Origin of the sequence: Paenibacillus sp. 32O-W (assembly GCF_007679495.1) — a bacterium.
Taxonomy (GTDB): domain Bacteria; phylum Bacillota; class Bacilli; order Paenibacillales; family NBRC-103111; genus Paenibacillus_L; species Paenibacillus_L residui.
Window position 1 is genome coordinate 111,282 of sequence record NZ_VEGP01000008.1, and the last position, 22,546, is coordinate 133,827.

The window sequence follows — 22,546 nt, forward strand, 5'->3', positions numbered from 1 at the left end:
GTTATTGAAAGTTGGGGAATTGGGTACTGTAGCCGCTGAACTGGGTATGAGCCTGGCTGATTTCCTGTTGATCCGCAGCTTTCATTTTGTACCAGCCGCGCTGGAACATCTGGTCGAACACCTGATACTGCATTTGATGATACTCGTGCAAAATTTGGCCTACCGTTTGGTGGAGCTTCGGATTCTGCATTTCGTTCAAACCGATATTGTACCCGACGGTCATATATTTTATCGAGGATAATACTTCATTAATCCGGTCCCGGTCATTCATCTCCGGCCCCTTGACCTGAGGCTCCTGCGGAGATTTAGGCATGGCAATTTGTACGCTCATTGTAAGCCGCCTCCTTCTTCTTAACGGATTATTGCAGATGAGCTAATATCGACTGATAGTGCTGCTTATGCTTCTCTCCCACCTGCTTGATAAGCTGCTTTAGCTGAGGATCCGTACAGGCATTCGCCGTTTCGTTGCATTTCTTCATAGCCAGCAGTTCCCAGGACATAAAATCCTTCAAGTAGAGAAGTTCCTTCTCCGAAATCAGATTGCGGTCCGATGTCATCTGTTCGTTACCGGTCGGCATCGTTCGTAACACCTCCATGTCTGGATGTAGAAAGAAGCGGACCTAAGTTAGGCCCGCATAATGGCAGTTAGGTTAGAAACGAATCCCGCTCTGGGAAGGATTTTGCGAATCGGAACGAAGGTAGTTGTCATGACCCGCTTGGTTTCCACGATAGTTTGCCGTGTGGAAAGATTGAGGGCTGGTCTGGCTTCCGTAACTTTGGAAGCTTTGGCTAACTCCTTGACCGATGCTGCTTTGGCTGATTCCTTGGCTTACGCCACCGAACGAAGCACTTTGCGACGGATTCTGGGAATCGGAGCGCAAGTAGTTGTCGTGACCGGCTTGGTTTCCGCGGTAGTTGGCCGTGTGGAAGGATTGAGGGCTGGTCTGGCTTCCGTAACTTTGGAAGCTTTGGCTAACTCCTTGACCGAAGCTGTTTTGGCTGATTCCTTGGCTCACGCCGCCGAACGAAGCACTTTGCGACGGATTCTGGGAATCGGAGCGCAAATAGTTGTCGTGACCGGCTTGGTTTCCGCGGTAGTTGGCCGTGTGGAAGGATTGCGTTCCGACGGAAGAAGAGAAACCGGCTTGGTTTTGCTTGTTTTGGTATTGCGATTGAACTAAACCGGTTGGCTGAAACTTCTGGGAAAATCCAGCCGTGGCCTGCCCTCTAGAGAAAGAGCTTTGAGAAGGCTGCTGCGAGTCGGAGCGCAGATAATTGTCATGACCCGGTTGGTTTCCGCGGTAGTTTGCCGAATGGAAAGTGTTTTGGTTATACACGCCATTGTCCTCCTTGAATAATGTGAGGTCTTCCCTGCCGTTTCCGGAGGAAGCCTTTAATAGTGTCCGCCAAGTCCCGGCCTTTTATTTATGGATACTACTGGTGAAAATGAAGAAACCGCCCTGAATTCGGGCGGTTCACTGCTTAGCGGTTGGGGCGCAGAATGGAGTCCTCCACTTTGATGCATCGGTCCATAATAACCTCCAGACCGCCTTCGCGGGCGATCTGTGCCGCTTCTTCATTAATAATTCCAAGCTGGAGCCAGAATACTTTAGCCCCGATGCTTACTGCCTCCCGGGCCACGGGCACCGTATGCTCACTTCTTCTGAAGACATTGACGATATCTACCGGCTCCGGAATGTCGGATAGTGAAGCATAGCACTTCTCGCCCAAGATTTGGTCGGCGTTCGGGTTGACAGGAATGATGCGGTAGCCTCTCTTCTGCATCGCCTGAGAAACCATATGCGAAGTCCGATCCGGATTGTCGGACAGACCGACGACAGCAATATTTGCCGCTTTCTCCAGAATGGATTTGATTTCTTCCCGAGACGGGTTATTGAACGACATGGCAAACACCTCCGAGGATGGTTGTGAAGCAAGACAATATCTTATAATAGGCTGCCCTAATTTGTGTAAGTGATAGCTTGTTTGCCCATCAGCTCCCAGGTTTCGATAAATCTGGCTTTATCCACCTTAACCTGGGCCTTCCCTGAATAAGGATCGTTGACGTAAACATAGTTTTCATCATAGCCGACAACCAGCACCGCATGCTCAATAAATGTTGTCTTAATGGGGCCGATGGGGGTATCCCATACCACCCATTTATCCGGTATTCTGAACGTAATCGTCGTCCAGGCGATAACCGGAATTCCGCCGGCGATATGTCTTTCGATGTCTTCAAATTCCCCGCCGGTCAAATCGACCGCCGACGGGATGTAGCTCTCCAATTGCTTGATCAGAGCCGTATGAAAAATACCGAACCCTTTGGCCTTGCCGGTCACTTCCCCGACGAAGCCCAAATTCGGATTCCCCCAATAAGCGATGGAGCCATCCTCGTTATATCGGATCGGAGTAGGGTCCTTGGGCATCTCTTCGGCAAGCTCCATCTTGTCCTTGTCAAATCCGGCGAACTGCAGCAGCATGGCCAGGCTCGTCACTTCGCATCCGGAGTAGAGCTCCGGATATTGGCGAATAGCCGGGGCCGTCAGCATGGCGGATGAAGGATAAGGTTCGGGAGCGGCCTCACCGTCCTCCGTACTCTCTTCATCTCCTGCGTTCTGGTCATCCTGCCTGTGATTGTCGTCCGCCGCTACGAACGCAGCAGAGAATGCCCATGGTTTGCCCGTGATTTTGGCATAGAGAGCCAGAGTTAATCCTCCGCTGGATATAGCCAATGAGATGATCAGCAAAAGACTCAATGTTACTTTAAGCACATTGCCAACACCGCTCATTCGCAATCACTCTTTTTCTAATATTCTCGAAACAACCCTTTAATCCTGCAGCTCAATATTTGCTCCAAGGGAAAGCAAATGTTCAAAATAATGTGGATAAGATTTCGCCACATGGTGCGCATCCCGAATGACAAGCCCCTGCTTGGAACGTAATCCGACGACCGTCAGCGCCATAATCACCCTGTGATCATAATGCGCGTCGATCTCTACGCCGCCTTCCACGCCCTCCGGCTTCCCGTGAACGATAATTTCACTTTGCCTCTCTTCCACCGAAGCCCCTGCCTTATTCAATTCGGTAACAAAATCGGTAATCCGGTCGCACTCTTTATAACGCAGGTTCTCCACATTGTAGAATCGCGAAGTACCTTCGGCAAAGACGGAAGCGGCTACCATTGCCAATACGGCGTCGGTAAAATGATCCCCGTCAAACTCTCCGGCCTTAAGCAAGCCCGTCCCCCGAACATGGACAATTCCATCACGATGGGTAAGCGGAACGCCCATCGCCCGCAGGACATCGACAACAGCCCTCTCACCTTGTCTGCTGTTCTCTTCCAATCGATGAACGGCAACATCGGAAGAAGTGACCGCTGCAGCAGCCAGAATGGCGGCGGACCCGGGATAATCTCCCTGAATTTTATATTCCTGGGCCTGGTATCGCTGCCTGCCGGGGATCCGGTAACGCATCAGATCGTCATCCGCTTCTATACGGATTCCCGCCTGTTCCAATACTTCCAGCGTCTGCCCAACGATAATTTTCGATTTCAGGTCGTGCAGCACTTCGATTTCACTGTCCTCCTCAAGAAGAGGGGTCATGAAAAGCAAGGAGCTTAAAAATTGGGAGCTTACGTTACCGGAGACCTTAATTTTCCCGCCCTTGGGCTGCCCGCCGTATATCGTTATCGGCAGCTTGCCGCCGTTGTGATCGATGCGGACATTCATCTGCTTCAGAGCGTCAATCAAATCGTTGTGCGGTCTCTTGCCAAGCGACTCGGGATACGTATTGACGAAGGTCAGCTCCGGGCAGAAGGCGGCGACCGACATCAGGAATCTCAACACCGCACCGGCGTTGCCGACATTCAATTCCGGCACGGGCTTAGGATGACGGCCGAAGCCGGTGATGGTCATTTTCTCATCGTCTTCTTCGACAATGGCACCAAGGTCGCGAATACAGCGGCGCATGGCATCACTGTCCTCGCTGTGGGCAGGATAATACAAGGTGCTCGTCCCTTCCGCAAGAGCACCGACGAGCATATACCGGGTCGTATAATTTTTGGACGATAGCGCATTGATCGTACCTTTAAGTTCCGGCGCAGGTTTTACGATAGCCTTCATCTGGTCTGACTCTCCCTTTGCAAATCGTTATTGGTCTTTCGTTGCTATAAGTATAAGGCATTGCAGTTCAATCGACCTAAGTGTACCATATGGCCGCCGCCTTGGGAATGTATCCTGCTTTTTCCTCCCACATTGTAATCCCCGGCTCTCAAGAGCTTCTCTTTGACATGGCTCCCCGCATGCATCATAATTAATCCAACCAGGTAATCGAACAGAGAAAGGAGAAGAAACGCATGGATACGATCACTCCATCCGAGGTTAAGGAACGCCTCTCCAAAGGAGAGAAGCTGAATCTGCTTGACGTCCGGGAGGATGAAGAAATCGCCCAAGGAGCGATCCCCGGAGTTCAGCATATTCCTCTTGGCGAACTGCCGGAGCGATACCGGGAAATCCCGCAGGCCGACGAAATCATCGTCATCTGCCGAAGCGGAAACCGCAGCGGCAAAGCATGCGAATATTTGGCCTCCGTCGGCGTGACAGGCCTTAAGAACATGGTCGGCGGTATGTTGGAATGGGAGAAGCTATAGCAGCTTCTTCCCCGCCTCACCCGCAGCTTCCACAATTTGGTCCACGATTTCCTGCACCGGAAGCTCATCCGTATTAATATGTATATCGGCAAAATCATACGCATTTTTACGCTGTTCCATTAAAGCGGCTACCCGCTCCTCTACATTGCCTTGCAGCAGAGGCCGATTCTGATCCGTACGCACTCTTTGTACAATGGTTTGCAGGGAAGCAGTCAATGCGATGACCAGGCCGTTCCTGCTCATCTCCTCCCGGTTAACCGGAGCCAGGACAGCCCCTCCCCCCATAGAAATAATTTGCCGCCTGCCCTGCATAATTTCTGCTATAACCGCGCTTTCCACAGATCTGAAATATTCTTCTCCGTCCTCAGAGAAAATTTGCGGTATCGGTCTTCCCTCTTTCTGCTCAATCTCTCTATCCGCGTCCACGAACCGCCAGCCGAGCTTGTCCGCCAGCGCCAGTCCTACTGTGCTTTTACCGGTGCCCATGAAGCCGATTAGCACCACGTTATTATAATCCATGCTCCCACTCCTTTATGCTTTAGCAAACCTTTATTTGCACCCATTATGAATAAATTATCATGTTTACAGCAAGGATGTGAATAGATTAGTTGTACAAGACTAAAAGTGCGGTCAGATTTATGGAACCTTGCGCGCCCAAGTTTGGACAACCAAAGAATACTCTTTTTATCACCGATAAATAAAGGAGTTGGCCTTGATGCTGCCGTCCCAACCGAACCAGCCGATCCGCAGCCGGCTTGAACAAATTCTGCATCCGAACCATCCGCTGTGCAGAGATGATGTTGTCTGGGTGCTGGAGCTGATAAAAAAAAGGGTGGCTGAAGAAGATCCTGCCTTGCTGGACCTTCCCCAACCACGCCTGTTGAAGAATTTTCAATATTTTGCCGAGACGGCCATGATGTTGATCCATCGCCGTCCCGTATACGATCAAGAACTTGACCGGATCAGGATCTGGATGCGGGAAGCCTGCTACGGCTTGACCGATCCGTCTTAGTTATTCATCCACTGGAAGTGGAAAGTCCCTTCCTTATCCACACGCTGGAACGTATGCGCTCCGAAGTAATCTCTCTGTGCTTGCAGCAGGTTGGCCGGCAGTCTTTCCGTACGATAGCTGTCATAATAAGACAGAGCGGATGCGAAGGAAGGAACCGGAATACCGCGCGAAACTGCAGCCGCAACGACTTTTCTCCAGGAATCCTGATAGCTCTCCACGATTTCCTTGAAGTAAGAATCCAGCAGCAGATTGTTAAGCTCCGGATTGCGGTCATACGCATCCTTGATGTTCTGCAGGAAGGCTGCGCGGATGATGCAGCCGCCGCGGAAAATCATCGCGATGTTGCCGTATTTCAAGTTCCACCCGTACTCATCGGAGGCTGCTCTCATCTGGGCGAAGCCTTGGGCGTAGGAACAAATTTTGCTGGCATAAAGCGCCTTGCGGACATCTTCGATGAACGCTTTCTTATCTCCGTCAAATGGCTGGCTGCCGGGTCCCTTCAGCACTTTGCTGGCGGCCACCCGCTCTTCCTTCATGGCGGAGATGAAGCGGGCGAATACCGATTCGGTAATAATGGACAACGGCACTCCAAGATCGAGAGCGCTTTGGCTTGTCCATTTGCCCGTTCCCTTCTGTCCCGCAGAATCAAGAATAACATCCACCATCGGCAGCCCGGTGTCCGGATCGCGCTTGCCGAAAATATCGGCGGTTATCTCGATCAGGTAGCTGTCCAGCTCCCCTTTATTCCATTCGCTGAAAATTTCATGAAGCTCGTCCGTATTCAGACCGAGCACATCTTTAAGCAGGTGATACGCTTCGCAGATAAGCTGCATATCCCCATACTCAATTCCGTTATGAACCATCTTTACATAATGGCCGGCGCCGTCGGGCCCGATATACGTACAGCACGGATCCCCGTTCACCTTGGCGGAAATGGCGGTCAGAATCGGTTCAACAAGACGGTAAGCGTCCTCTTGGCCTCCAGGCATAATGGCAGGTCCTTTCAACGCCCCTTCTTCTCCGCCGGAAACCCCCGCTCCTATGAAGCGGATACCATGCTCTTCAAGCTCCTTGTTTCTTCTTTGGGTATCGGGGAAATAAGCATTGCCCCCATCGATCAGAATATCCCCTTTATCCAGAAGAGGAACGAGTTGATTGATCATGGCGTCCGTCGGCTCGCCGGCTTTGACCATTATTAAAATTTTGCGGGGAACCTCAAGAGACTGGACAAACTCCTCCATGCTGTATGTACCTACCAGCTTCTTGTCGGGATGTTCTGCCAGCAGCTCTTTCGTCTTCTCCGGAGACCGGTTATAAACAGAGACGGTAAACCCTCTGCTCTCGATGTTCAATGCCAGATTCTTGCCCATTACGGCTAACCCGATAACGCCTATTTGTTGTTTAGACATATACGTTCTCCCTTCCTGAAATCTCAAGCTGGCCGGAGTGGATGTTGGGACGTCCTCCGTTCCGGCCGGCCGTTTTAATGTAGTCTTTCATGGATCGCTTCTACCGTGCACACCCATGTTAAATAGTCATCGAACCGAAGCCGCCATCCACACGGATCAACGCCCCGGTTACAAAACTGGAGGCTTTATCCGAGGCCAGGAAAACAGCAGCTCCCTGCAGCTCTTCCGCTTCGCCGAAACGCTGCATCGGAGTGTGGCTCATGATGGACGCGATGCGTTCTTCGGACAAAATTTTACGATTTTGCTCCGCAGGGAAAAAGCCCGGAATAATGGCGTTGACTCGTACCCGGCTCGGAGCGAATTCCCTTGCCAAATATTTCGTCACGCTGTTCACGCCGGCTTTCGAAGCGGAGTAAGTGAATACCCGGGACAAAGGCGGATCCGACGACACCGAGGAGATATTGATAATGCTGCCTCCTTCTCCCTTGTCAACCATATGTTTGCCAAAGATTTGACAGGCTAGTACAACACCCTTCAAATTAACGTCCATAATGCGATCCCATTCCTCCATCGTCAGCTCGAAGAATGGAGTGGCGCTGTTTACGCCCGGACAGTTCATAAGCACGTCCACCCGTCCGGTCCAGGCAATCACTTCCTCCAACACCCGCCGCAAATCATCCGCGCTCGTTGCGTCGGCCGTAAAGCTCTTGGCTTGTCCGCCCGCTTCCTGGATTTGCCGAACGACCTGTTCGGACTTCTCCTGATTGCGCCCAACAATCGCTACTTGCGCTCCGTGACCGCCCAATGCGACGGACATGGCGCCGCCCAAAGTGCTGTTTCCGCCGATGATGACTGCCGTTTTACCGGTTAAATCGAATAAGTTCATTTTGTACCTCCTGGGATTGGAATGTCAAGACTAAAAAGATTTATTCAACATACTTATGCTGAAATGCCGAGATCGCGTCAAACTCGCCGGCCAGTTGCTTGTATACCCGTAAATAGATTTCCGTCAATTCCCGGTACAGCTCATGATTGGCAGGGTTGACCTCATGCCGATGGTTCGCTTTCACCCAATCGTGTACTCCGCTGAAATCACCGACCTCTCCGAGGGCAAGAAGCCCCAGTTGTGCCGCCCCGAGCCCCGAGCTCTCGATGGAATCCGGAACGGTGACCGGAGTGCCGAGCACATCGGCCATCACCTGCCGCCAGAAGGGGGAGCGGGCAAATCCGCCGGAAGCGCGAATTTCCTTCGTATTGCCTCCTATCTCCTCCAACGCCTGAACGACCGAATGGATGCGGTAAACAACCCCCTCCAGAACCGAACGGATCATATGCTTCTTCTCATGGAACATGGACAAACCGAAGAAGACTCCGCGAGCGTTAGCGTTCCAATAGGGGGCCCTCTCACCCAGCATGAGCGGCAAGAACAACAGCCCTCCGGAGCCGGCAGGGACTTCTTCGGCCAACTGGGTCAAATAATCATAAGGGTCCATTCCCTTGCGCCGCCCTTCCTCCGCTTCCAGCGTTGCGAGCTGATCCCTGACCCAGCGGAACATAATCCCTCCATTGTTGATCGGTCCTCCGATCACCCAGAAATCCTCTTTCAAAGCATAACAGAACAAACGGCCGCGGGGATCCGTTAGCGGCTCGCGGACGACTCCGCGAACAGCTCCGCTCGTACCTATCGTTACGGAATATATGCCCTCCTCGAAGGCGCCCGCCCCCAGGTTGGCCAGAACCCCGTCCGATGCTCCGACAACGAAGGGGGTGTCCGGGGCCAGACCCATACGGGCGGCTGTATCCGGTTGCAGCCCTTCCAGACAATAGGTGGTCGGTACGGGTTCGGATAGTCTGTCCGCAGTAATTCCGGCGATCTCCAGCGCCTCCCGGTCCCAATCCAGATTGCGCAGATGGAACATCCCTGTAGCGCTTGCCAGCGAATAATCGATAACATATCGCGCGAAGAGGCGGGCGAAGACGAATTCCTTGATGCCGATAAACTTATAGGCCTGTTGGAACACATCGGGCTGATGATCCTTCATCCACATCAGCTTGGTAAGCGGAGACATCGGATGAATCGGCGTTCCGGTGCGCAAATAGATTTCATGCCCTTTCCCGTCCGTCTTCAGCCGTCCGGTATAGGAGATGCTCCGGTTATCCGCCCAGGTTATGCAAGGGGTCAGAGGCTGCCCTTCCCGGTCTACCGCTATCAGGCTGTGCATAGCCGAGCTGAATGATACGCAGAGCACCTCATGGGAGGAGATCCCCGCTTTACGTATGACTTCCCCTATACCGCGGATGACTGCCTCGCAAATTTCCAGCGGGTCCTGCTCGGCGATGTCAGGCCGCGGAGTATGAAGGGGGTATTCGATGGAATGGGAAGCCACCACCCGTCCCCCGCGGTCTATAACCAAAGTTTTTGTGCTTGTTGTTCCTAAATCGGCGGCGATGACATAATGTTTAGCTACACTCATTCAGAACAAATTCCCTTCGCTGTCAAATTTCAGATCATACGGCTCCGACAAGATCTCGATATCCGGATGCTTTCTTGCCTCTTCCAGCAGATTGACGGAGATTTCAATCTCGCCGAGGTGAAGCGTATCGCGGATTCTGACCATCCGACACTTGGTGTAGTCAAGGATGTTGCAGGTTTTGACGGCAGCTTTAATCGCTTCCCGTTGGTTGGCCAACGTCGTTGCAATCTTCGTCGGCGCACAAACCGTTGAAGTCAACCCGTTGGCGTAAGTCGCCTTCAAATCGGTCTTGTCAACCAGCCTCTGGGTCGTAAAATCGGCAGTTCCCACCCCGTTGGCATTTCCCTTCGTCTCCGGAGTCAGATCGAATACAACCATCTTCGACACCTCGGGTCCCCCTTGGGCATAAGGTGTCGGGTAACGGCCGGTTACGTTCGGATCCATCCCGTCGCCGCTAATATTTTTGCCGATGTAATCGATGAGAAGGACATCAATTTGATCGAACAGAATTTTGGGCAGCCTTTGCTTCGCTTCCACCAGAAGCTCTTCTTCCCTCTCCCGGATCGATTCGGCGGGCAGCACTTCAATGCGGCAGGTTTCATCATACGCATTCTCGACCAGCGCCACTCCGAACAGAATCGGAAGCTTGTCGATCATAATCTGGGCCATGGCGGGGACATTCTCGGCCATATACTTGAACCCGAGCTGATGACATGCCTCCGCCCCCTTCTGCTTGCCCAGGCCGATGGCGATCATCTTCATAATTCCGCTCTCGATCGGCCCGCGGAAAGCCGTATGCGGCTTAACCCGGTTAATGACAACGATAGCGTCCGCTTCATAGGCGTATTTGTCGACATAGACCGGAAGCCCGTTAGGAAGCTGGTCAATTTGCACCACTTCCATGGAAGAGCGAATCGGTGCTCCCATCGCTTCTTCCGTGACGCCAAGATGATGCAGAACCTCTTTTTGCCCTTCTGCCGTAGCGCCGCCATGGCTTCCCATACAGGGGACGATAAAGGGCCGGCCTCCGGCAGCCTTGATGGCATCGATCGTCGTCTTCGTAAAGAGATCAATGTTAGCTACCCCGCGGCTTCCTACGGCAACCGCAACCTGCTGCCCGGGTTGAATGCGATCGATCCCTCCCGGCTTGGCCAGCTCTTCCTCCAGCTTTTCCTTGGGATTCTCGACGACGGTTCGGTCGAATTTCTGCCGGATCCGGACCATCTGCGGAATCGGGATGTCCTTTAACAAGTCATGTAAAATGTCCATTTTATGGATGCCTCCTTCATATTTCCAAGCGGCTGTGTCATCCGGTTCAGTCTGCTGACGACGGCCCAGCCGTTTTCGCTTTATCTAGAGCCTCCCGCGGCCGGGACACGGAATCACGGATCATTAATTCCGTACGGAGGTAGACCGTATCTTTAACTTGTTCCTTGGTCTCAATAAGATCAACCAGAACGGCCGCGCCTTTACGGCTCATCTGCTCCACCGGACGCTTGACCGTAGTCAAAGCCGGAGACAGATACCCGGAGAACAGGTTGTCGTCAAAGCCGGCCAAAGACAGGTCGTCAGGAATGGTTAACCCGTATTCCAAGGCAGCCTTCATCGCCCCTACAGCCATGTCGTCGTTCGAGCAGAAAACGGCGGTCGGCAGCTCATCCGCTCCCAGCTTCAGCAGCTCCTTCATACGATGGTAACCGCTCTCCAGGTCATAGCTTCCTTGAACCTGATAATCCTTCCGAACGGGCAGTTTGTACTTGGTCATAGCGTCCAGATAGCCTTTCTTCCGTTCCTGAGTGGATTTGAAGCCGGCTTTTCCCTCGATGATGGCTATCCTGCGGTGCCCTTCCCTGATCAGATACTCTACGATTTGAAAGGCCCCCTGACGGTCGTCGGATAAAATATTGACCGCATCGAAGCTGTCTACATGGCGGTTCAGCACAACGCATGGTATTTGCATATCCCGGACATGACGGATGAAGTCATCGTCCTTGGCGCTTTGGCTCATCACCAGAAGACCGTCGAAGCTTTTCCGCGATATCCCCTTAAAATCCGTATAATCATCGATGCCGCGAACGACCAGATTATAGGTCCCTTTGATCACGCTGTTGACTCCCCGAACCGATTCGAAGAAGAAGCCCGCAGAGGTCCCTTCATTTAACGTCGAGAAAAACAACCCGAGGTTGTAGGAACGATCCAGAACAAGGCTCTTCGCACTGAAATTGGGCGTATAATGGAGTTTCCTGGCAATTTCCTGTATTTTCTCCTTCGTCTCCCGGTTGATCAAGGGACTTCCATTAAGCGCTCTCGAAACCGTAGTGTGCGAAACGTTGGCCAACTTCGCTATGTCTTTGATCGTTACGCTCATCATGTTCACCTCTGCTTCTACAATACCATATTTATGCACACGTTAACAACGGAATTGATACAAATTATTCGGTTGGCTGGAATACGACGCTAAAACTCTCTCTGGTAACCACTTTCATTCCCCCGCTGCACGGACTTCCGCCTCCAGCCGATTGACTAAATATCTCCGGCACATATTTCCCATGGGTTATCAACACCCGATTCAAAAGCAGAAGCCATAGGTCACAGCGTGAAAGTAACGCTGCTCCCATGGCTTTTATTAGAGTTACTATGCATTATGGCATAGATGCCGGGTCCTTGATCCTGAAGAAAATGGGCTCTAACTACCCCGATCGATTTGTTGCGGCCCAAATCAAATGTGATGGTGCGGCTTCGTTCCTCAGGGTAGGCGCTTCCCGCATGACCCTGCCACTGCTCGTTGCGGAAATCCGTCCCGCCGAATAGGCCGTTCGTAAGCTCATTCCCGGAATCGGGATAGCTGCTGTTAGGCGGTCGCGAAATTGTATAGCTTAGACCTTGAGCCAGATTGCTGAGGCCCCAGCCTTCAGACCAAGTTTGAATGAGAACTTGGGCGTAAGTATCAAGCAGCGTTGCCGCCGAGGCCGAAATCAACCCCTGCGCTTGCACGGCCGGGTCGTGAATGTGCGCGAGAAAATCCTGCATATACGTTACGGCGTCCTTCGGCTTGTTTTCGTCCAGAAGAAGCTTGATGATCTGCAATCGATACGACAACTCATCGCCAAAAGCCGCATTGATTTCATTCGACGCGACATAACCCCTTACAAGCTCCGCCATGTTAGGGATGATCCGTTCCTTGCTCCAGTCACCCAAACCATCTGCATATTGTCCGTTATACAGCAGATTCAGATTCCGGATACCGGCCGTAGCTTCTCCCGGCTCCAAAAAACGAGGCTGCTCGGCAGAAACCTTCACGGCCCCCTCAACCATGTCATCCGTACCTATAATTTCGATTTCGTCAATGTATGACCATTGCGAAGGATGCATCGTAAAGGTTACTTTAACATTAAGCCAGCTTGCCGTCCGCATTACCGCCTTTGATTCCATCCCGGCTGCCGTCCCATTCGAAGGTCTCCTGTCTTGGCGGTCCTTCCCCCCAGAGCAGCTGGGTGGCGTTATGGGAAAGCAGTCCCCAATTTTCTTTATCGTCGGAGACATACATCGATACCGTCAGCGGCACGAGGATCGAGTTGGTGGGATAATCTTGGAAAAAGTGAGCTGTAATCTTTCCGATTGACTTTTCCTCACCGAGATCGAAGACGACCTCCCGCGTTTTTCCACGCAGATGCCCTACCCATGCCGGGTCATTCATGTCCAATGTGCCGTATTTTCCGTCCGTAAGCTTGTACCCGACGTCAGGACGCGACGCTTCCGGCTCCTCGGACCATTCATAAGGGAGATCGGCCGCAAGATTGCGGAATTGCGTCTCCTCCACTGCCGAAGATGCTGCCGGAACAGGCGATTTCGCCTGCACTGCCGAAACCGGGGACATCAGCAATACTGCTGCCATCAGGACGGATCCCCATTTCTTATTCTAAATCATCTGGGTCAACTCCTTTTCTTAATCTCGAGTGTAGGTATGCCTGAAATCTTTGCTTTGTGATGAATACCCGAATGGATCCCCCCTTTCACAAAATCCGGCACAAGCCTTCTTTGGAATCGCTTTCAATAACAAAAAAATTTCATTCCCCTTCCTTTCTTAGCCCGCGAACTTGTGCGGCCTCCGGGGTACGCTCTTCCCAAGCCCGGACGCCGCGGATGTCCGCCATTATTACTGCGCTTTCCGCAGATTTCTCAATTAAACGCCCGCTTCTTCCTTCTCATACATCTCAGTCAGCTTTATGCTTCTGCCTTGCTGTAAACGAGATCGTTCGGAAGCGAAGGCAATCAAATGGCTTTGCAACGAAGCTGTAGCCGAGGTAAGACCTTGGGATGGGTTGCGGTCGAACTGATGTACATTTTTGAGGAAGGAGCTCACCATACGCTCATCGCCTCCGCCGTGGCCGTCTTCCTGCACGCTGCATTTAATTTCAATCTCTTCGCCCGTCGCATAGCGGTACAGCGTAAATGAGCCTTTATCCATGTCGCCGATGATCTCTCCCTGCGTACCCATAATTTGCACACGGCGAGTACCGCTCTTGGTTAATCCCGACATAATAAAGTTAGCGTTGGCGCCGCTGGCAAATTCCATATTGACGACTTGATGATCGACAACATTGTTATCGCAGCGATAGACGCAGCGGCCGAACGGTCCTTCCTTAAGCGCCCGTATAATGCCTTCCCGTGATAAATCGTGCGTCATATAGCGCGCCCATTGGTCGGCTGGCTGCTGCAAATACATTTTAATCGCTGAAAAAGCACATTCCCTCTCCACTTCGCAACCATCGATGCAGCGGTCCGTCGAACCCTCCGGCGCGTTCTCGGGTTTAAAATGAAGCAATGAGCCAAAGGAGCTGACCGCTGTGCACGGCTCATCCATCAGCCAGGAGATGAGGTCCAGGTCATGGCAGGATTTGGCCAAAATCATCGGGCTTGTTTCCTCGGAATTGCGCCAATTGCCGCGTACGTAGCTATGAACCATATGGTGATAGCCTACGTTCTCCGTTAACTGAATGGTACCGATTGCACCCAGCTCCCCGTCCTCGACGCATTTCTTGATGCCCGACCAGAACGGGGAATAGCGAAGCACATGCGTGACCACCAGCAACCGCTTATGCTTAAGGGAAGCTTGCTCCAGTTCTATGCATTCCCGTACATTCGGCGACATCGGCTTCTCCAGCATGACATGGTAGCCAAGCTCCAGCGCTTTCATTGCCGGTATATAATGCATCCGATCAAGCGTGCAGATGATCATCACGTCGGCTATTTTTCCCTGCTCGAATGCTTTTTCCCAAGAATTATAAACATGCTCTTCAGCGATTTGATGAATCTCCGCAAAACGTTGCCTGCGTTCATCATCCGGCTCGGCTACCGCAACAAACTTCAGCTCATTCGGAAATTTTTCCGCATACGGTCCATAGATGTATCTTCCTCTGCTGCCTGCGCCTAACAGTACAGCCGTTAATGTTTTCAATGCTCTTCCCCCTTGCATATACAATTGCATCCTAATTTCATTGTAAGGGGTGACACCGTGCATCATAAAGAGATCATTGCTTACATTCCATATACATTTATTGACCTTGCTGCACCGTTTCGGCGCGGGCCGTCCGAAAATCCTGCGGCGTCATATCATTTTGCTTCTTAAAGAAGCGGAAAAAGGCAAGCGCTGAATTATAGCCGAGCTTGGCGGCAATTTCATTGACCTTCATGGATGTATTGAGCAGCATGTCCTTTGCAATGACATTGCGGTAATCATTTACGTATTTAGAGAGTCCGATTCCCGTTATCTGCTTGTATAGCCTTGATAGATACGAGGGATTCAAGCTGACATAATCCCCAAGAGCGGTTAGGGATATATCGTCCGCAATATGCTCCTCTATATAGCGGTGCACCTTACCCACGATCTCCGTCGGCAGCTCTGTTCCTCTAATCGCATTCCATTCAAAAAAGCAGTCCGCAATTTGCCAATAATACGGAATTAGCTCCGTCCACGAAGCGGTCTCCTCCTGGCGGAACAGCATATCCAAATTGATCTGGGTATTCATATAGTCTCGCATCTCTTTATTTTTGTGCAAATGCGCCAGAAATACCGCAGATATGGAATGGTACAGCTCAACCTTGCGCCCATCAGAAGTATCCGGATCTTTCCAGATGTCTGTCAATTCAACAAAAAGTTTATTGAACTGCTCGCGGTGATTATTTTCAAGACAGCTCATCAGCAGCTGTACGCGAGCGTGAATAAAGCCGTCATGATAGCTTTTCGCCTTCTCTTTTTCCGCGGACTTCTGAATATCTTTATCTGTCATAATGATTTCATGGAACAAACCATGGCCTTGCACAAGACCGTATTTCATCGCATGAAAACGATCCGACAGCCGATTCCATGGGACGGCCTCACTGCCGATAAGAAAAGATATGGAGAGGCTCAGCAGCTTTTTGCCGGTAGCCTGTATCGTCTCCAAATTGCCGCTCACATAGCGGTATGCCTTGGCCCATTCCGCAGTACCGGTATCCGCCGTTAACTCCGGACTGGCTTTAGGCTGAAAGATCCACACCATTTTGTTCATGTCAAATACGACTGAGAAGCAGCGCACATGGGCGGATAAATACTCATCACCGATATTTTGCAGAGCGTAAGCGAGCAAAGCCTTGTCCGGCGCCGTAAATATTTCCTTCCAGGCATCGATCCGGCCAATCAGCAAATAGACAGGCAGCGATGCGTCAAGAGGAATGTCAATTTCCGCAAAAGCGTCCCGAAGCTGCTGCCCCGTCATAGTCTTGCCTTGCAATAAGCCCCAAATATATTCCTTCTGCAAGGAAGGCAGCGCTATTCTCATTTTGGCCTGGGCCCGCAAGATCATTTGCGCCTGATCCTGTTCCTCTTCAATTTTCTCTATCGCCCGTTCAACGGCATGGATGATCTTCTCGTCGCTTTCCACTTTCAGCAAATAATCAAAGGCACCGAACGTAAGGGCGCTCTTCGCATAGTGAAAATCATTGTACCCCGTCAATAAAATAACTTTGCACTCCGGCCACTGCGATTTTATTTCCTGCAGAAGCTCAATGCCCTCAATGCCGGACATCTTAATATCCGAAATCACAATATCCATCCGGTGATGAGACAGCACTTCCAACGCTTCTTCGCCGGAATAAGCTTTCATGATTTCAAGCTCCAAATGCTCCGTCTTCTCGAACAACTCCAGAAGACCATCTACAATAATCGGCAGATCATCTACGATCAAAAGCCTGTACATGGCGATTCCTCCTTAGCTCATGCTCAGTTTAATAATAGCTTGAAGCCCGCCAAGCTCAGAGCGTGACACGGTAATCCCAAACTCTTCTCCATAACGAAGCTGAATTCTGCGATGAACATTAAGCAGCCCGGTTGTCTCCTCCATCTGGTTCGTTGAATAACGCAGCCTCTTGCCAAGCGCTTCTATCTCGTCGTCCGTAATGAACTCGCCGTTATCTTCTACATAAATATAAAAAGCATCATTGCGCAGCTTGCTGTGCACCCATAGCTCGCCCGTGCCCGGCATATTGCCGAGGGCGTACTTATAGGCATTTTCAATAATAGGCTGCAAAATCAACCGGGGGACTTCAATCGGCGGGGCTTCGACTTCAAACAGCACTTGTATTCGATCCCCGTAACAGATCGACTGCATCTCCACATAAGTGCGGGAATGCTCAAGCTCCATCTCCAGCAGGATGTCGTCATCATTATGGCGAGTAATGAACTGAAAATATTGTCCGATGTATAAACAGAACCGGTAGGCCTTTTCCTTCTGGCTATCGGATTTAATCAAACGGCAAAGCACAAAAAAGCAATTATATAAAAAATGAGGATTAATTTGCCGATTGCAATCTTTTCAGCTCCGAGCGCTGAGTGCGAATTTGCTGCTCATAATTTTCCTCAATCAGTGTTTTCAAAGATTTCACCGTATCGTTAAAAGCCTGGTATAAATAGCCGAACTCGTCCTTCCCGCGATCGATCACGATCGGCTCCAGCTCGTTTTGCTGCATGCGGCGGAAGGAACGCACCAGCTTTATCAACGGACGGTATATTAACCGGATTAAAAAATAGGTAAAGAACAGCACAATAAAAACGGCAAGCACACAAGCCCACCAAAACAAAGTTTTATATACTTGCAATGAACCGAGAACCTTCTCTTCCGGTATGCTTGTTATCATGTATGAATTCCAGAGGCTGGAATACTTGAATACGGTTAGAAATCGCTTACTTTTATAATGGATCGTATCATAGCCTTCATCCATTTTCGCAGCCTGCTTTTCGAAAGCAAACTGCTTCATCAGATCATGCAATTCCAAGTCGGAGCCGCTATTGATTTCCCAGCCGCGCTCCAGATTAACCAATACGGTCTGGCCTCCCCTGCTGTTGCCGATTTGCGCCAATGTTTCTTTAATTTTTCCGGTTGAGAGCTCTACGCCCACCACATAGAGCGGTTCCTTCTTGGCTGCAGGGTACTGCATCGTAATAAACAGCCGGTCCTGCCAATAAATAAAGGGCTCGGTATAAAGCTTCCTGCCTGGCTGCATCGCTTCATATTCTTCCTCATTCAGCATGGTTTCAAAGCTGTTGCTCAGCACAGTGCGCTCGATATGCGGAATGTACGCCTTTGCCTCGCGAATAAACAGACTGGAATTTTTCATCAAATCCAGGCGGTGCTGAATATCCAATATTTTATAGGACCGCTCATAGGAGTTCATCTGCTCGCCTGTCGCCGCCACTTCCATTAAATCCCTGTCCATGACGTAGTTAGGCAAATATCGGCTGATCCGCTCTGCCTCCTTATCCAGAGAGTCTAAATAAAACCGCGTCGTATTTAAAATCGAATCGGATATTTCACTGCGGATATTATTGGCCCCCTGCTCATTAATCATCCAGGTAATGGCCATAAGCGGCAGCAAGGCCGCCAAAAAGGCAGCCATTATTTTTTTGAATATGGAGGAATCCTGTAAAAAGAATATTCTTTTCATCGTTTGTTCTCCTGTGCCCGAGATCTACGACCTTCCTGTCTATTCTTTTACACTTCCCATTACAATGCCTTTAATGAAAAACCGCTGCAAGAATGGATAGACAATAAGAATCGGGAAAGCCGCAACGAAGATTTGTGCCGCCCTGCTTGTACGGTCGGACAGCTGGAGCATGAGTTCCACATTTTCTGATTTAATAAATCGGAAATCCATCTTAATAATAACGGTTTGCAGGAAGGTTTGCAGCGGGTAATTTTCCGTATGATTCATATAAAGCATGCCGTCGAACCAGCTATTCCAATGCCCTACCATCGTAAAAAGCCCCGTTGTCGCCAGTGCGGGCAACGATAGCGGAACATATATTTTCCATAGTGTTGCAAAATGCCCGGCTCCGTCAATCCGTGAAGCATCCTCGAGCTCCTTGGGCAAATTGCGGTAAAAGTTTAATAGCAGGATGACATTGAACACGTTAACCGCCGTAGGAAGCACCAGCGCTCCGAGGGAATCAATAAGTCCCAAGCTTTTGATGGTCAAATAGGTAGGAATTAATCCGCCGTTGAACAAAATCGTAAAAACGAATATCCAGGCATAAACGGTTCTTAGACGAAACGTATTGCGGTCCTTGGATAAAGGATAGGCTGTAACGATCGTTAAAAGCATGCTTAATGCCGTCCCTGCTACAACCCGTTGAATAGAAACGCCAAAGGCTCTTAAATATTCAGGCTTGCCGAACACGTTATCATAAGCCGCCGTTGTAAATTCTACAGGCCACAGCCCAACCTTGCCGGCTGCCGCCGCCGAACCCGAGCTAAAGGAAAGCGCCAAAATATGAATAATCGGCATTAAGCATAAAAAAGATATAAACGCAAGAAAGATTAGATTGCAAACTAGAAAAGCCCTTCTTCCGAATGACGGTTTAATGACCACGGTCTGTCTCCTTTCTGAATGACCGGCTTTTCCGCAATTAGAAAATACGGTAATTCGCTAACCGGTATGCGAGTACGTAGGATACGGAAATGAAAATAAAGGATACGACTGATTTCAATAAGCCGACAGCTGTGGCAAATCCGAACTGCGCTTGCTGTATCCCCATGCGGTAGACGAAAGTATCAATGATATCGGCGCTTTCATAAACCGGTGCGCTGTACAGGTTAAATATTTGATCAAATCCGGCATTCAGCACATTGCCGATATTAAGCGTAAGCATAAGAACTATGATCGGCATCATGCCCGGCAGCGTCACGTGAAGCGTTTGTTTCCAGCGGCCCGCGCCGTCAATTTCAGCGGCTTCATAAAGCGTAGGGTTAATTCCCGTCAGCGCCGCCAAATAAACAATGGTGCCAAATCCAAATTCTTTCCATACATCGGAGATGACCATGACATAAGGGAACCAGTTATTGTCGCCGAGAAAGAAGATCGGCTCAATGCCGAACCATCCGAGCATTTGGTTAAATACGCCGGAGGAAGGAGACAAAATATCGACCAAAATACCGCTCAGCAACACCCAGGATAAAAAATGGGGCAAATAGACCAATGTTTGGAACGTTCTTTTGATCCACTCTCTGCGCAATTCATTTAGCAAAATAGCAATGGTAATCGGCACGAACAAACCGGCAATTATTTTCATTACAGCAATATAGACCGTGTTAAAGAAAATGCGGCCGATATCCGGATAATCCATTAACAATTGGAAGTTCCTCCATCCGATAAACGGGGAGCCGAACAACCCTTTGTTCGGTACATATTTTTGAAAAGCCATCATGATTCCTGTCATAGGAATGTAACTAAAAATAATAATAAAAGCCAAACCCGGCAGCAGCATCAAATGAAGCGGCCATTCCTTCTTCCACCTGCGCGTCAGTCTATTCATATCTTCACCTCGCTGATTCACTTTTCATGCTGTGCTTTCCTTGCTCAAGAACCTGGTTGTTCAAAAAAGGAGGGATTGCATAGAATCAATCCCTCCCTGCGTACAGATTCTATTTAAGCGACTTATACCACTCGTTAACTTCTTTCGTGATTTCATCGCCGCCAAGCTTCTTCCACTCTTCAACGAATTTATCGAACTCGTCTACGGATACTTGGTTCATAATGATTTTGATGAATATTTCATCACGTTTCTTGATTAAAATTTCTTGACGGTCTGCCATCGCCGGAGTAGGTGCGCCGTAGAATTTGTTTTGCAGGTATTGTTTGTTTTTTTGAATTTCCGGAATATGAGAGTAGGCTCCCTTAGGACCGGAAATTAAGTATTCCCACCACATGCTTGTATCGCCTTCAACGTATTCCATAGCGCGTGCATAACGTGTTCTCTGATCTTTGGTCTCAAGTATGCTTTCGTCTTTGTTTTCAATGGCTTTGGGCAAGATTTCGCCGTTATTGTCAAACTGTTTGCCTACTCGAAGCGGATTAAGCAGCCAGTAGTTGTTGCCTTTTTCAACGCGGTCTTTACCATACTCATACACTTTTTGCTCTTCCGTCGGATTGTTGCTTACTGTAATCCATTGGTTTAGCAAACGGATCACGCCTTCCGGATGCTTGGCTTGTTTAGAGATGGCATAATACTCATCAACGCCAAGACCGATTTGATTCAATGTAGGCTTGTTATCTACGGAAGGGATAGGGAACACTCCCCATTCTTGAACAACCTTGCCGTCTTTCACAGCGCCTTGCGCAAGCTGCGCCGGAGTCCAGGAAGCGCCAAATACCATGCCGATGCTGCCGTTGTAGATTAGCTCAGCAGCTTTTTCCGTATCTTTAACCGCAAACTCCGGATCGATCAACCCTTTTTTGAACATGTCCTGCAGCGCTGCAAGAGCCTGCTTCATCTCGGGCTGAATATCACTGTTCATCAAACCGCCGTTCCCGTCTTCCATCCAAATGTTTTCATAAGCATGATAGCCGTTCAAGAACGCTCTCAGACCGGTCACGCCTGTCTCTATACTAAATGGGCTTTTGCTGACCGCAATACCGAAAGCTTCTTTTGTGCCGCCAGGATTTTTCGTTTTGAACGCTTCGGCAATTTTCATGAAATCATCCATTGTTTTAGGCTCAGGCAGGCCCAGCTCCTTCAGCCAGTCCGTACGGACGAACAAGTATTGATAGTTGAACGGGTTATATGAGCTAGGAATACCCATCATTTTCCCGTCGATCATCGCTGTTTTCATTTGCATGCCGCCGTCCATGGTCAGAAACTTTTTCGTCTCTTCCGTAGCATGCTGTTCATAAATCTCTGTCAAATCCATAATCATATCCGCTTCAGTAAGCTCTTTAAGCTGTGTAGCGTTTACAAGCAAGAAATCCGGAAGATCGTCGGATGCAATGGTGATCTTTACCTTCTCTTTAAATTGGCTTATATCTGCAACCCATTTGTTTGTAATTTTTACACCGATATCTTTTTCATAAGCATCATAAACTGAGTTTTTGTCGAAGCTTTCCCCTTCGTCAAATTTCAAGTAGGGATCGCTTGGCGAAACCGTTGAAACCTCAATAATATCACTGCCGTTTCCTGTGCCTGTTGTTTCGGCCGGTTCCTTGGAATTTCCAGGTGAATGGCTTGGCTCAGGGGACGTTTTGCCGCCGCAGCCTGTAATCGCCAATGCAAGCGTCAAGGAGATCATTGCAAGTGCCTTTTTGCTCTTCAAATTTTACCCCTCCGGTATATTTCGTTATAGTTTTCGCTGCAAATTGCACTGCAGTCTTTCATAATTCTAGTATAGAAAGAAGCTCCCCGCTGTTCTATATACTAGTCTTTACTTTCGTATACACCTCTTGACACCAGGCATAAAACAATTATTTGTTTTGATTGACGTATACAGCTGCCGCTTCCAAAAACGAATGCATAAGGACCTTCCGTTGTTTAAAGTTGCTGCATTGGCCGTACTTTACTTTTTATTTAGACCCCCATGCCGCTAACCGCGACACCATCAGATGATGAAATGGATGGGTTTTCAAGGTAGAATAGAGTTGAATTGCTTCAATAGTGTGAAATTTGAAAACTAAATGGATTTCATACAGTTAGATT

Annotated in this window: 21 protein-coding genes and 1 pseudogene; 3 read left to right on the top strand and 19 right to left on the bottom strand. The window is 49.8% G+C overall.

Annotated elements, in window-relative coordinates:
* Position 1: 1 nt before the first annotated feature.
* Positions 2-331 (bottom strand): spore coat protein, encoded by a 330-nt coding sequence (locus tag FS806_RS05450; protein ID WP_144933607.1) that lies wholly within the window; start codon positions 329-331, stop codon positions 2-4.
* A 28-nt stretch (positions 332-359) separates the two neighbouring features.
* Positions 360-578, bottom strand: a complete 219-nt coding sequence (locus tag FS806_RS05455) for a hypothetical protein (RefSeq protein ID WP_144933608.1) — start codon at positions 576-578, stop codon at positions 360-362.
* Between the two features lie 60 nt (positions 579-638).
* On the opposite strand from FS806_RS05455, the gene FS806_RS25645 reads away from it, so the two are divergent.
* On the top strand, positions 639-1,181 hold the full coding sequence (locus tag FS806_RS25645; RefSeq protein ID WP_186328219.1) for a hypothetical protein: 543 nt from the start codon (positions 639-641) through the stop codon (positions 1,179-1,181).
* A gap of 301 nt (positions 1,182-1,482) precedes the next feature.
* Here FS806_RS25645 and FS806_RS05465 read toward each other — a convergent pair whose 3' ends face one another.
* From FS806_RS05465 to aroA, 3 genes are read right to left on the bottom strand one after another with little or no spacing between them, the layout of a single operon-like run.
* On the bottom strand, positions 1,483-1,905 hold the full coding sequence (locus FS806_RS05465) for a CoA-binding protein (protein WP_144933609.1): 423 nt from the start codon (positions 1,903-1,905) through the stop codon (positions 1,483-1,485).
* A gap of 56 nt (positions 1,906-1,961) precedes the next feature.
* Positions 1,962-2,789 carry a C39 family peptidase gene (locus FS806_RS05470; RefSeq protein WP_144933610.1) on the bottom strand — a complete coding sequence of 276 codons (828 nt, stop codon included), beginning with the start codon at positions 2,787-2,789 and terminating at the stop codon, positions 1,962-1,964.
* A gap of 39 nt (positions 2,790-2,828) precedes the next feature.
* Positions 2,829-4,121 carry a 3-phosphoshikimate 1-carboxyvinyltransferase gene (gene aroA, locus FS806_RS05475; RefSeq protein WP_144933611.1) on the bottom strand — a complete coding sequence of 431 codons (1,293 nt, stop codon included), beginning with the start codon at positions 4,119-4,121 and terminating at the stop codon, positions 2,829-2,831.
* Positions 4,122-4,354: 233 nt separating this feature from the next.
* Between aroA and FS806_RS05480 the strand changes: the two genes are divergently transcribed.
* A complete protein-coding gene (locus FS806_RS05480) occupies positions 4,355-4,648 on the top strand; it encodes a rhodanese-like domain-containing protein (protein WP_144933612.1) in 294 nt (97 codons plus the stop codon).
* Here the strand turns inward: FS806_RS05480 and FS806_RS05485 are convergent.
* Positions 4,643-5,167 carry a shikimate kinase gene (locus FS806_RS05485; protein WP_144933613.1) on the bottom strand — a complete coding sequence of 175 codons (525 nt, stop codon included), beginning with the start codon at positions 5,165-5,167 and terminating at the stop codon, positions 4,643-4,645. The two genes, FS806_RS05480 and FS806_RS05485, sit on opposite strands and share 6 nt — an antisense overlap.
* 196 nt (positions 5,168-5,363) lie before the next feature.
* On the opposite strand from FS806_RS05485, the gene FS806_RS05490 reads away from it, so the two are divergent.
* Positions 5,364-5,660 (top strand): hypothetical protein, encoded by a 297-nt coding sequence (locus FS806_RS05490; protein ID WP_144933614.1) that lies wholly within the window; start codon positions 5,364-5,366, stop codon positions 5,658-5,660.
* Here FS806_RS05490 and gndA read toward each other — a convergent pair.
* The 13 genes and pseudogenes from gndA to FS806_RS05550 all read right to left on the bottom strand — a co-directional run bounded on the left by gndA (position 5,657) and on the right by FS806_RS05550 (position 22,166).
* Complete coding sequence (gene gndA, locus FS806_RS05495) at positions 5,657-7,069, bottom strand: NADP-dependent phosphogluconate dehydrogenase (RefSeq protein WP_144933615.1); 1,413 nt, start codon at positions 7,067-7,069, stop codon at positions 5,657-5,659. The genes FS806_RS05490 and gndA overlap by 4 nt on opposite strands.
* A 118-nt stretch (positions 7,070-7,187) precedes the next feature.
* A complete protein-coding gene (locus FS806_RS05500) occupies positions 7,188-7,955 on the bottom strand; it encodes an SDR family oxidoreductase (RefSeq protein WP_144933616.1) in 768 nt (255 codons plus the stop codon).
* 40 nt (positions 7,956-7,995) lie between these two features.
* Positions 7,996-9,543 carry a gluconokinase gene (gene gntK / locus FS806_RS05505; protein WP_144933617.1) on the bottom strand — a complete coding sequence of 516 codons (1,548 nt, stop codon included), beginning with the start codon at positions 9,541-9,543 and terminating at the stop codon, positions 7,996-7,998.
* The gene (locus FS806_RS05510; protein WP_144933618.1) at positions 9,544-10,812 is read right to left on the bottom strand and encodes a nickel pincer cofactor-dependent isomerase, group 22; all 1,269 of its coding nucleotides are present in this window, start codon (positions 10,810-10,812) and stop codon (positions 9,544-9,546) included.
* A gap of 46 nt (positions 10,813-10,858) precedes the next feature.
* Positions 10,859-11,911: a LacI family DNA-binding transcriptional regulator gene (locus FS806_RS05515; RefSeq protein ID WP_144933619.1), complete on the bottom strand. Its 1,053-nt coding sequence runs from the start codon at positions 11,909-11,911 to the stop codon at positions 10,859-10,861.
* A 221-nt stretch (positions 11,912-12,132) separates the two neighbouring features.
* Positions 12,133-12,975: an FIMAH domain-containing protein gene (locus FS806_RS26570; RefSeq protein ID WP_260981986.1), complete on the bottom strand. Its 843-nt coding sequence runs from the start codon at positions 12,973-12,975 to the stop codon at positions 12,133-12,135.
* The gene (locus tag FS806_RS26575) at positions 12,935-13,438 is read right to left on the bottom strand and encodes a discoidin/SUN/FTP domain-containing protein (protein WP_260981987.1); all 504 of its coding nucleotides are present in this window, start codon (positions 13,436-13,438) and stop codon (positions 12,935-12,937) included. Before FS806_RS26575 ends, FS806_RS26570 begins: the two co-directional genes overlap by 41 nt.
* A gap of 288 nt (positions 13,439-13,726) precedes the next feature.
* Entirely contained in the window at positions 13,727-15,001 is a 1,275-nt protein-coding gene (locus FS806_RS05525; protein ID WP_144933620.1) for a Gfo/Idh/MocA family protein, read from the bottom strand.
* 97 nt (positions 15,002-15,098) lie between these two features.
* Positions 15,099-16,781 (bottom strand): response regulator, encoded by a 1,683-nt coding sequence (locus tag FS806_RS05530; RefSeq protein ID WP_144933621.1) that lies wholly within the window; start codon positions 16,779-16,781, stop codon positions 15,099-15,101.
* A gap of 12 nt (positions 16,782-16,793) precedes the next feature.
* A pseudogene (locus FS806_RS05535) lies at positions 16,794-18,525 on the bottom strand (histidine kinase).
* 39 nt (positions 18,526-18,564) lie between these two features.
* Positions 18,565-19,449 carry a carbohydrate ABC transporter permease gene (locus tag FS806_RS05540; RefSeq protein ID WP_186328220.1) on the bottom strand — a complete coding sequence of 295 codons (885 nt, stop codon included), beginning with the start codon at positions 19,447-19,449 and terminating at the stop codon, positions 18,565-18,567.
* 37 nt (positions 19,450-19,486) lie between these two features.
* Entirely contained in the window at positions 19,487-20,392 is a 906-nt protein-coding gene (locus tag FS806_RS05545) for an ABC transporter permease (RefSeq protein ID WP_186328221.1), read from the bottom strand.
* A gap of 109 nt (positions 20,393-20,501) precedes the next feature.
* Complete coding sequence (locus FS806_RS05550) at positions 20,502-22,166, bottom strand: extracellular solute-binding protein (protein WP_260981988.1); 1,665 nt, start codon at positions 22,164-22,166, stop codon at positions 20,502-20,504.
* Positions 22,167-22,546 lie beyond the last annotated feature (380 nt).

What these genes read in the sequence shown, in the direction of transcription:
- FS806_RS05450 (WP_144933607.1), bottom strand. Translation starts at nt 331, where the DNA reads ATGAGCGTACAAATTGCCATGCCTAAATCTCCGCAGGAGCCTCAGGTC.
- FS806_RS05455 (WP_144933608.1), bottom strand. Translation starts at nt 578, where the DNA reads ATGCCGACCGGTAACGAACAGATGACATCGGACCGCAATCTGATTTCG.
- FS806_RS25645 (WP_186328219.1), top strand. Translation starts at nt 639, where the DNA reads ATGGCAGTTAGGTTAGAAACGAATCCCGCTCTGGGAAGGATTTTGCGA.
- FS806_RS05465 (WP_144933609.1), bottom strand. Translation starts at nt 1,905, where the DNA reads ATGTCGTTCAATAACCCGTCTCGGGAAGAAATCAAATCCATTCTGGAG.
- FS806_RS05470 (WP_144933610.1), bottom strand. Translation starts at nt 2,789, where the DNA reads ATGAGCGGTGTTGGCAATGTGCTTAAAGTAACATTGAGTCTTTTGCTG.
- aroA (WP_144933611.1), bottom strand. Translation starts at nt 4,121, where the DNA reads ATGAAGGCTATCGTAAAACCTGCGCCGGAACTTAAAGGTACGATCAAT.
- FS806_RS05480 (WP_144933612.1), top strand. Translation starts at nt 4,355, where the DNA reads ATGGATACGATCACTCCATCCGAGGTTAAGGAACGCCTCTCCAAAGGA.
- FS806_RS05485 (WP_144933613.1), bottom strand. Translation starts at nt 5,167, where the DNA reads ATGGATTATAATAACGTGGTGCTAATCGGCTTCATGGGCACCGGTAAA.
- FS806_RS05490 (WP_144933614.1), top strand. Translation starts at nt 5,364, where the DNA reads ATGCTGCCGTCCCAACCGAACCAGCCGATCCGCAGCCGGCTTGAACAA.
- gndA (WP_144933615.1), bottom strand. Translation starts at nt 7,069, where the DNA reads ATGTCTAAACAACAAATAGGCGTTATCGGGTTAGCCGTAATGGGCAAG.
- FS806_RS05500 (WP_144933616.1), bottom strand. Translation starts at nt 7,955, where the DNA reads ATGAACTTATTCGATTTAACCGGTAAAACGGCAGTCATCATCGGCGGA.
- gntK (WP_144933617.1), bottom strand. Translation starts at nt 9,543, where the DNA reads ATGAGTGTAGCTAAACATTATGTCATCGCCGCCGATTTAGGAACAACA.
- FS806_RS05510 (WP_144933618.1), bottom strand. Translation starts at nt 10,812, where the DNA reads ATGGACATTTTACATGACTTGTTAAAGGACATCCCGATTCCGCAGATG.
- FS806_RS05515 (WP_144933619.1), bottom strand. Translation starts at nt 11,911, where the DNA reads ATGAGCGTAACGATCAAAGACATAGCGAAGTTGGCCAACGTTTCGCAC.
- FS806_RS26570 (WP_260981986.1), bottom strand. Translation starts at nt 12,975, where the DNA reads ATGGAATCAAAGGCGGTAATGCGGACGGCAAGCTGGCTTAATGTTAAA.
- FS806_RS26575 (WP_260981987.1), bottom strand. Translation starts at nt 13,438, where the DNA reads ATGGCAGCAGTATTGCTGATGTCCCCGGTTTCGGCAGTGCAGGCGAAA.
- FS806_RS05530 (WP_144933621.1), bottom strand. Translation starts at nt 16,781, where the DNA reads ATGTACAGGCTTTTGATCGTAGATGATCTGCCGATTATTGTAGATGGT.
- FS806_RS05545 (WP_186328221.1), bottom strand. Translation starts at nt 20,392, where the DNA reads ATGAATAGACTGACGCGCAGGTGGAAGAAGGAATGGCCGCTTCATTTG.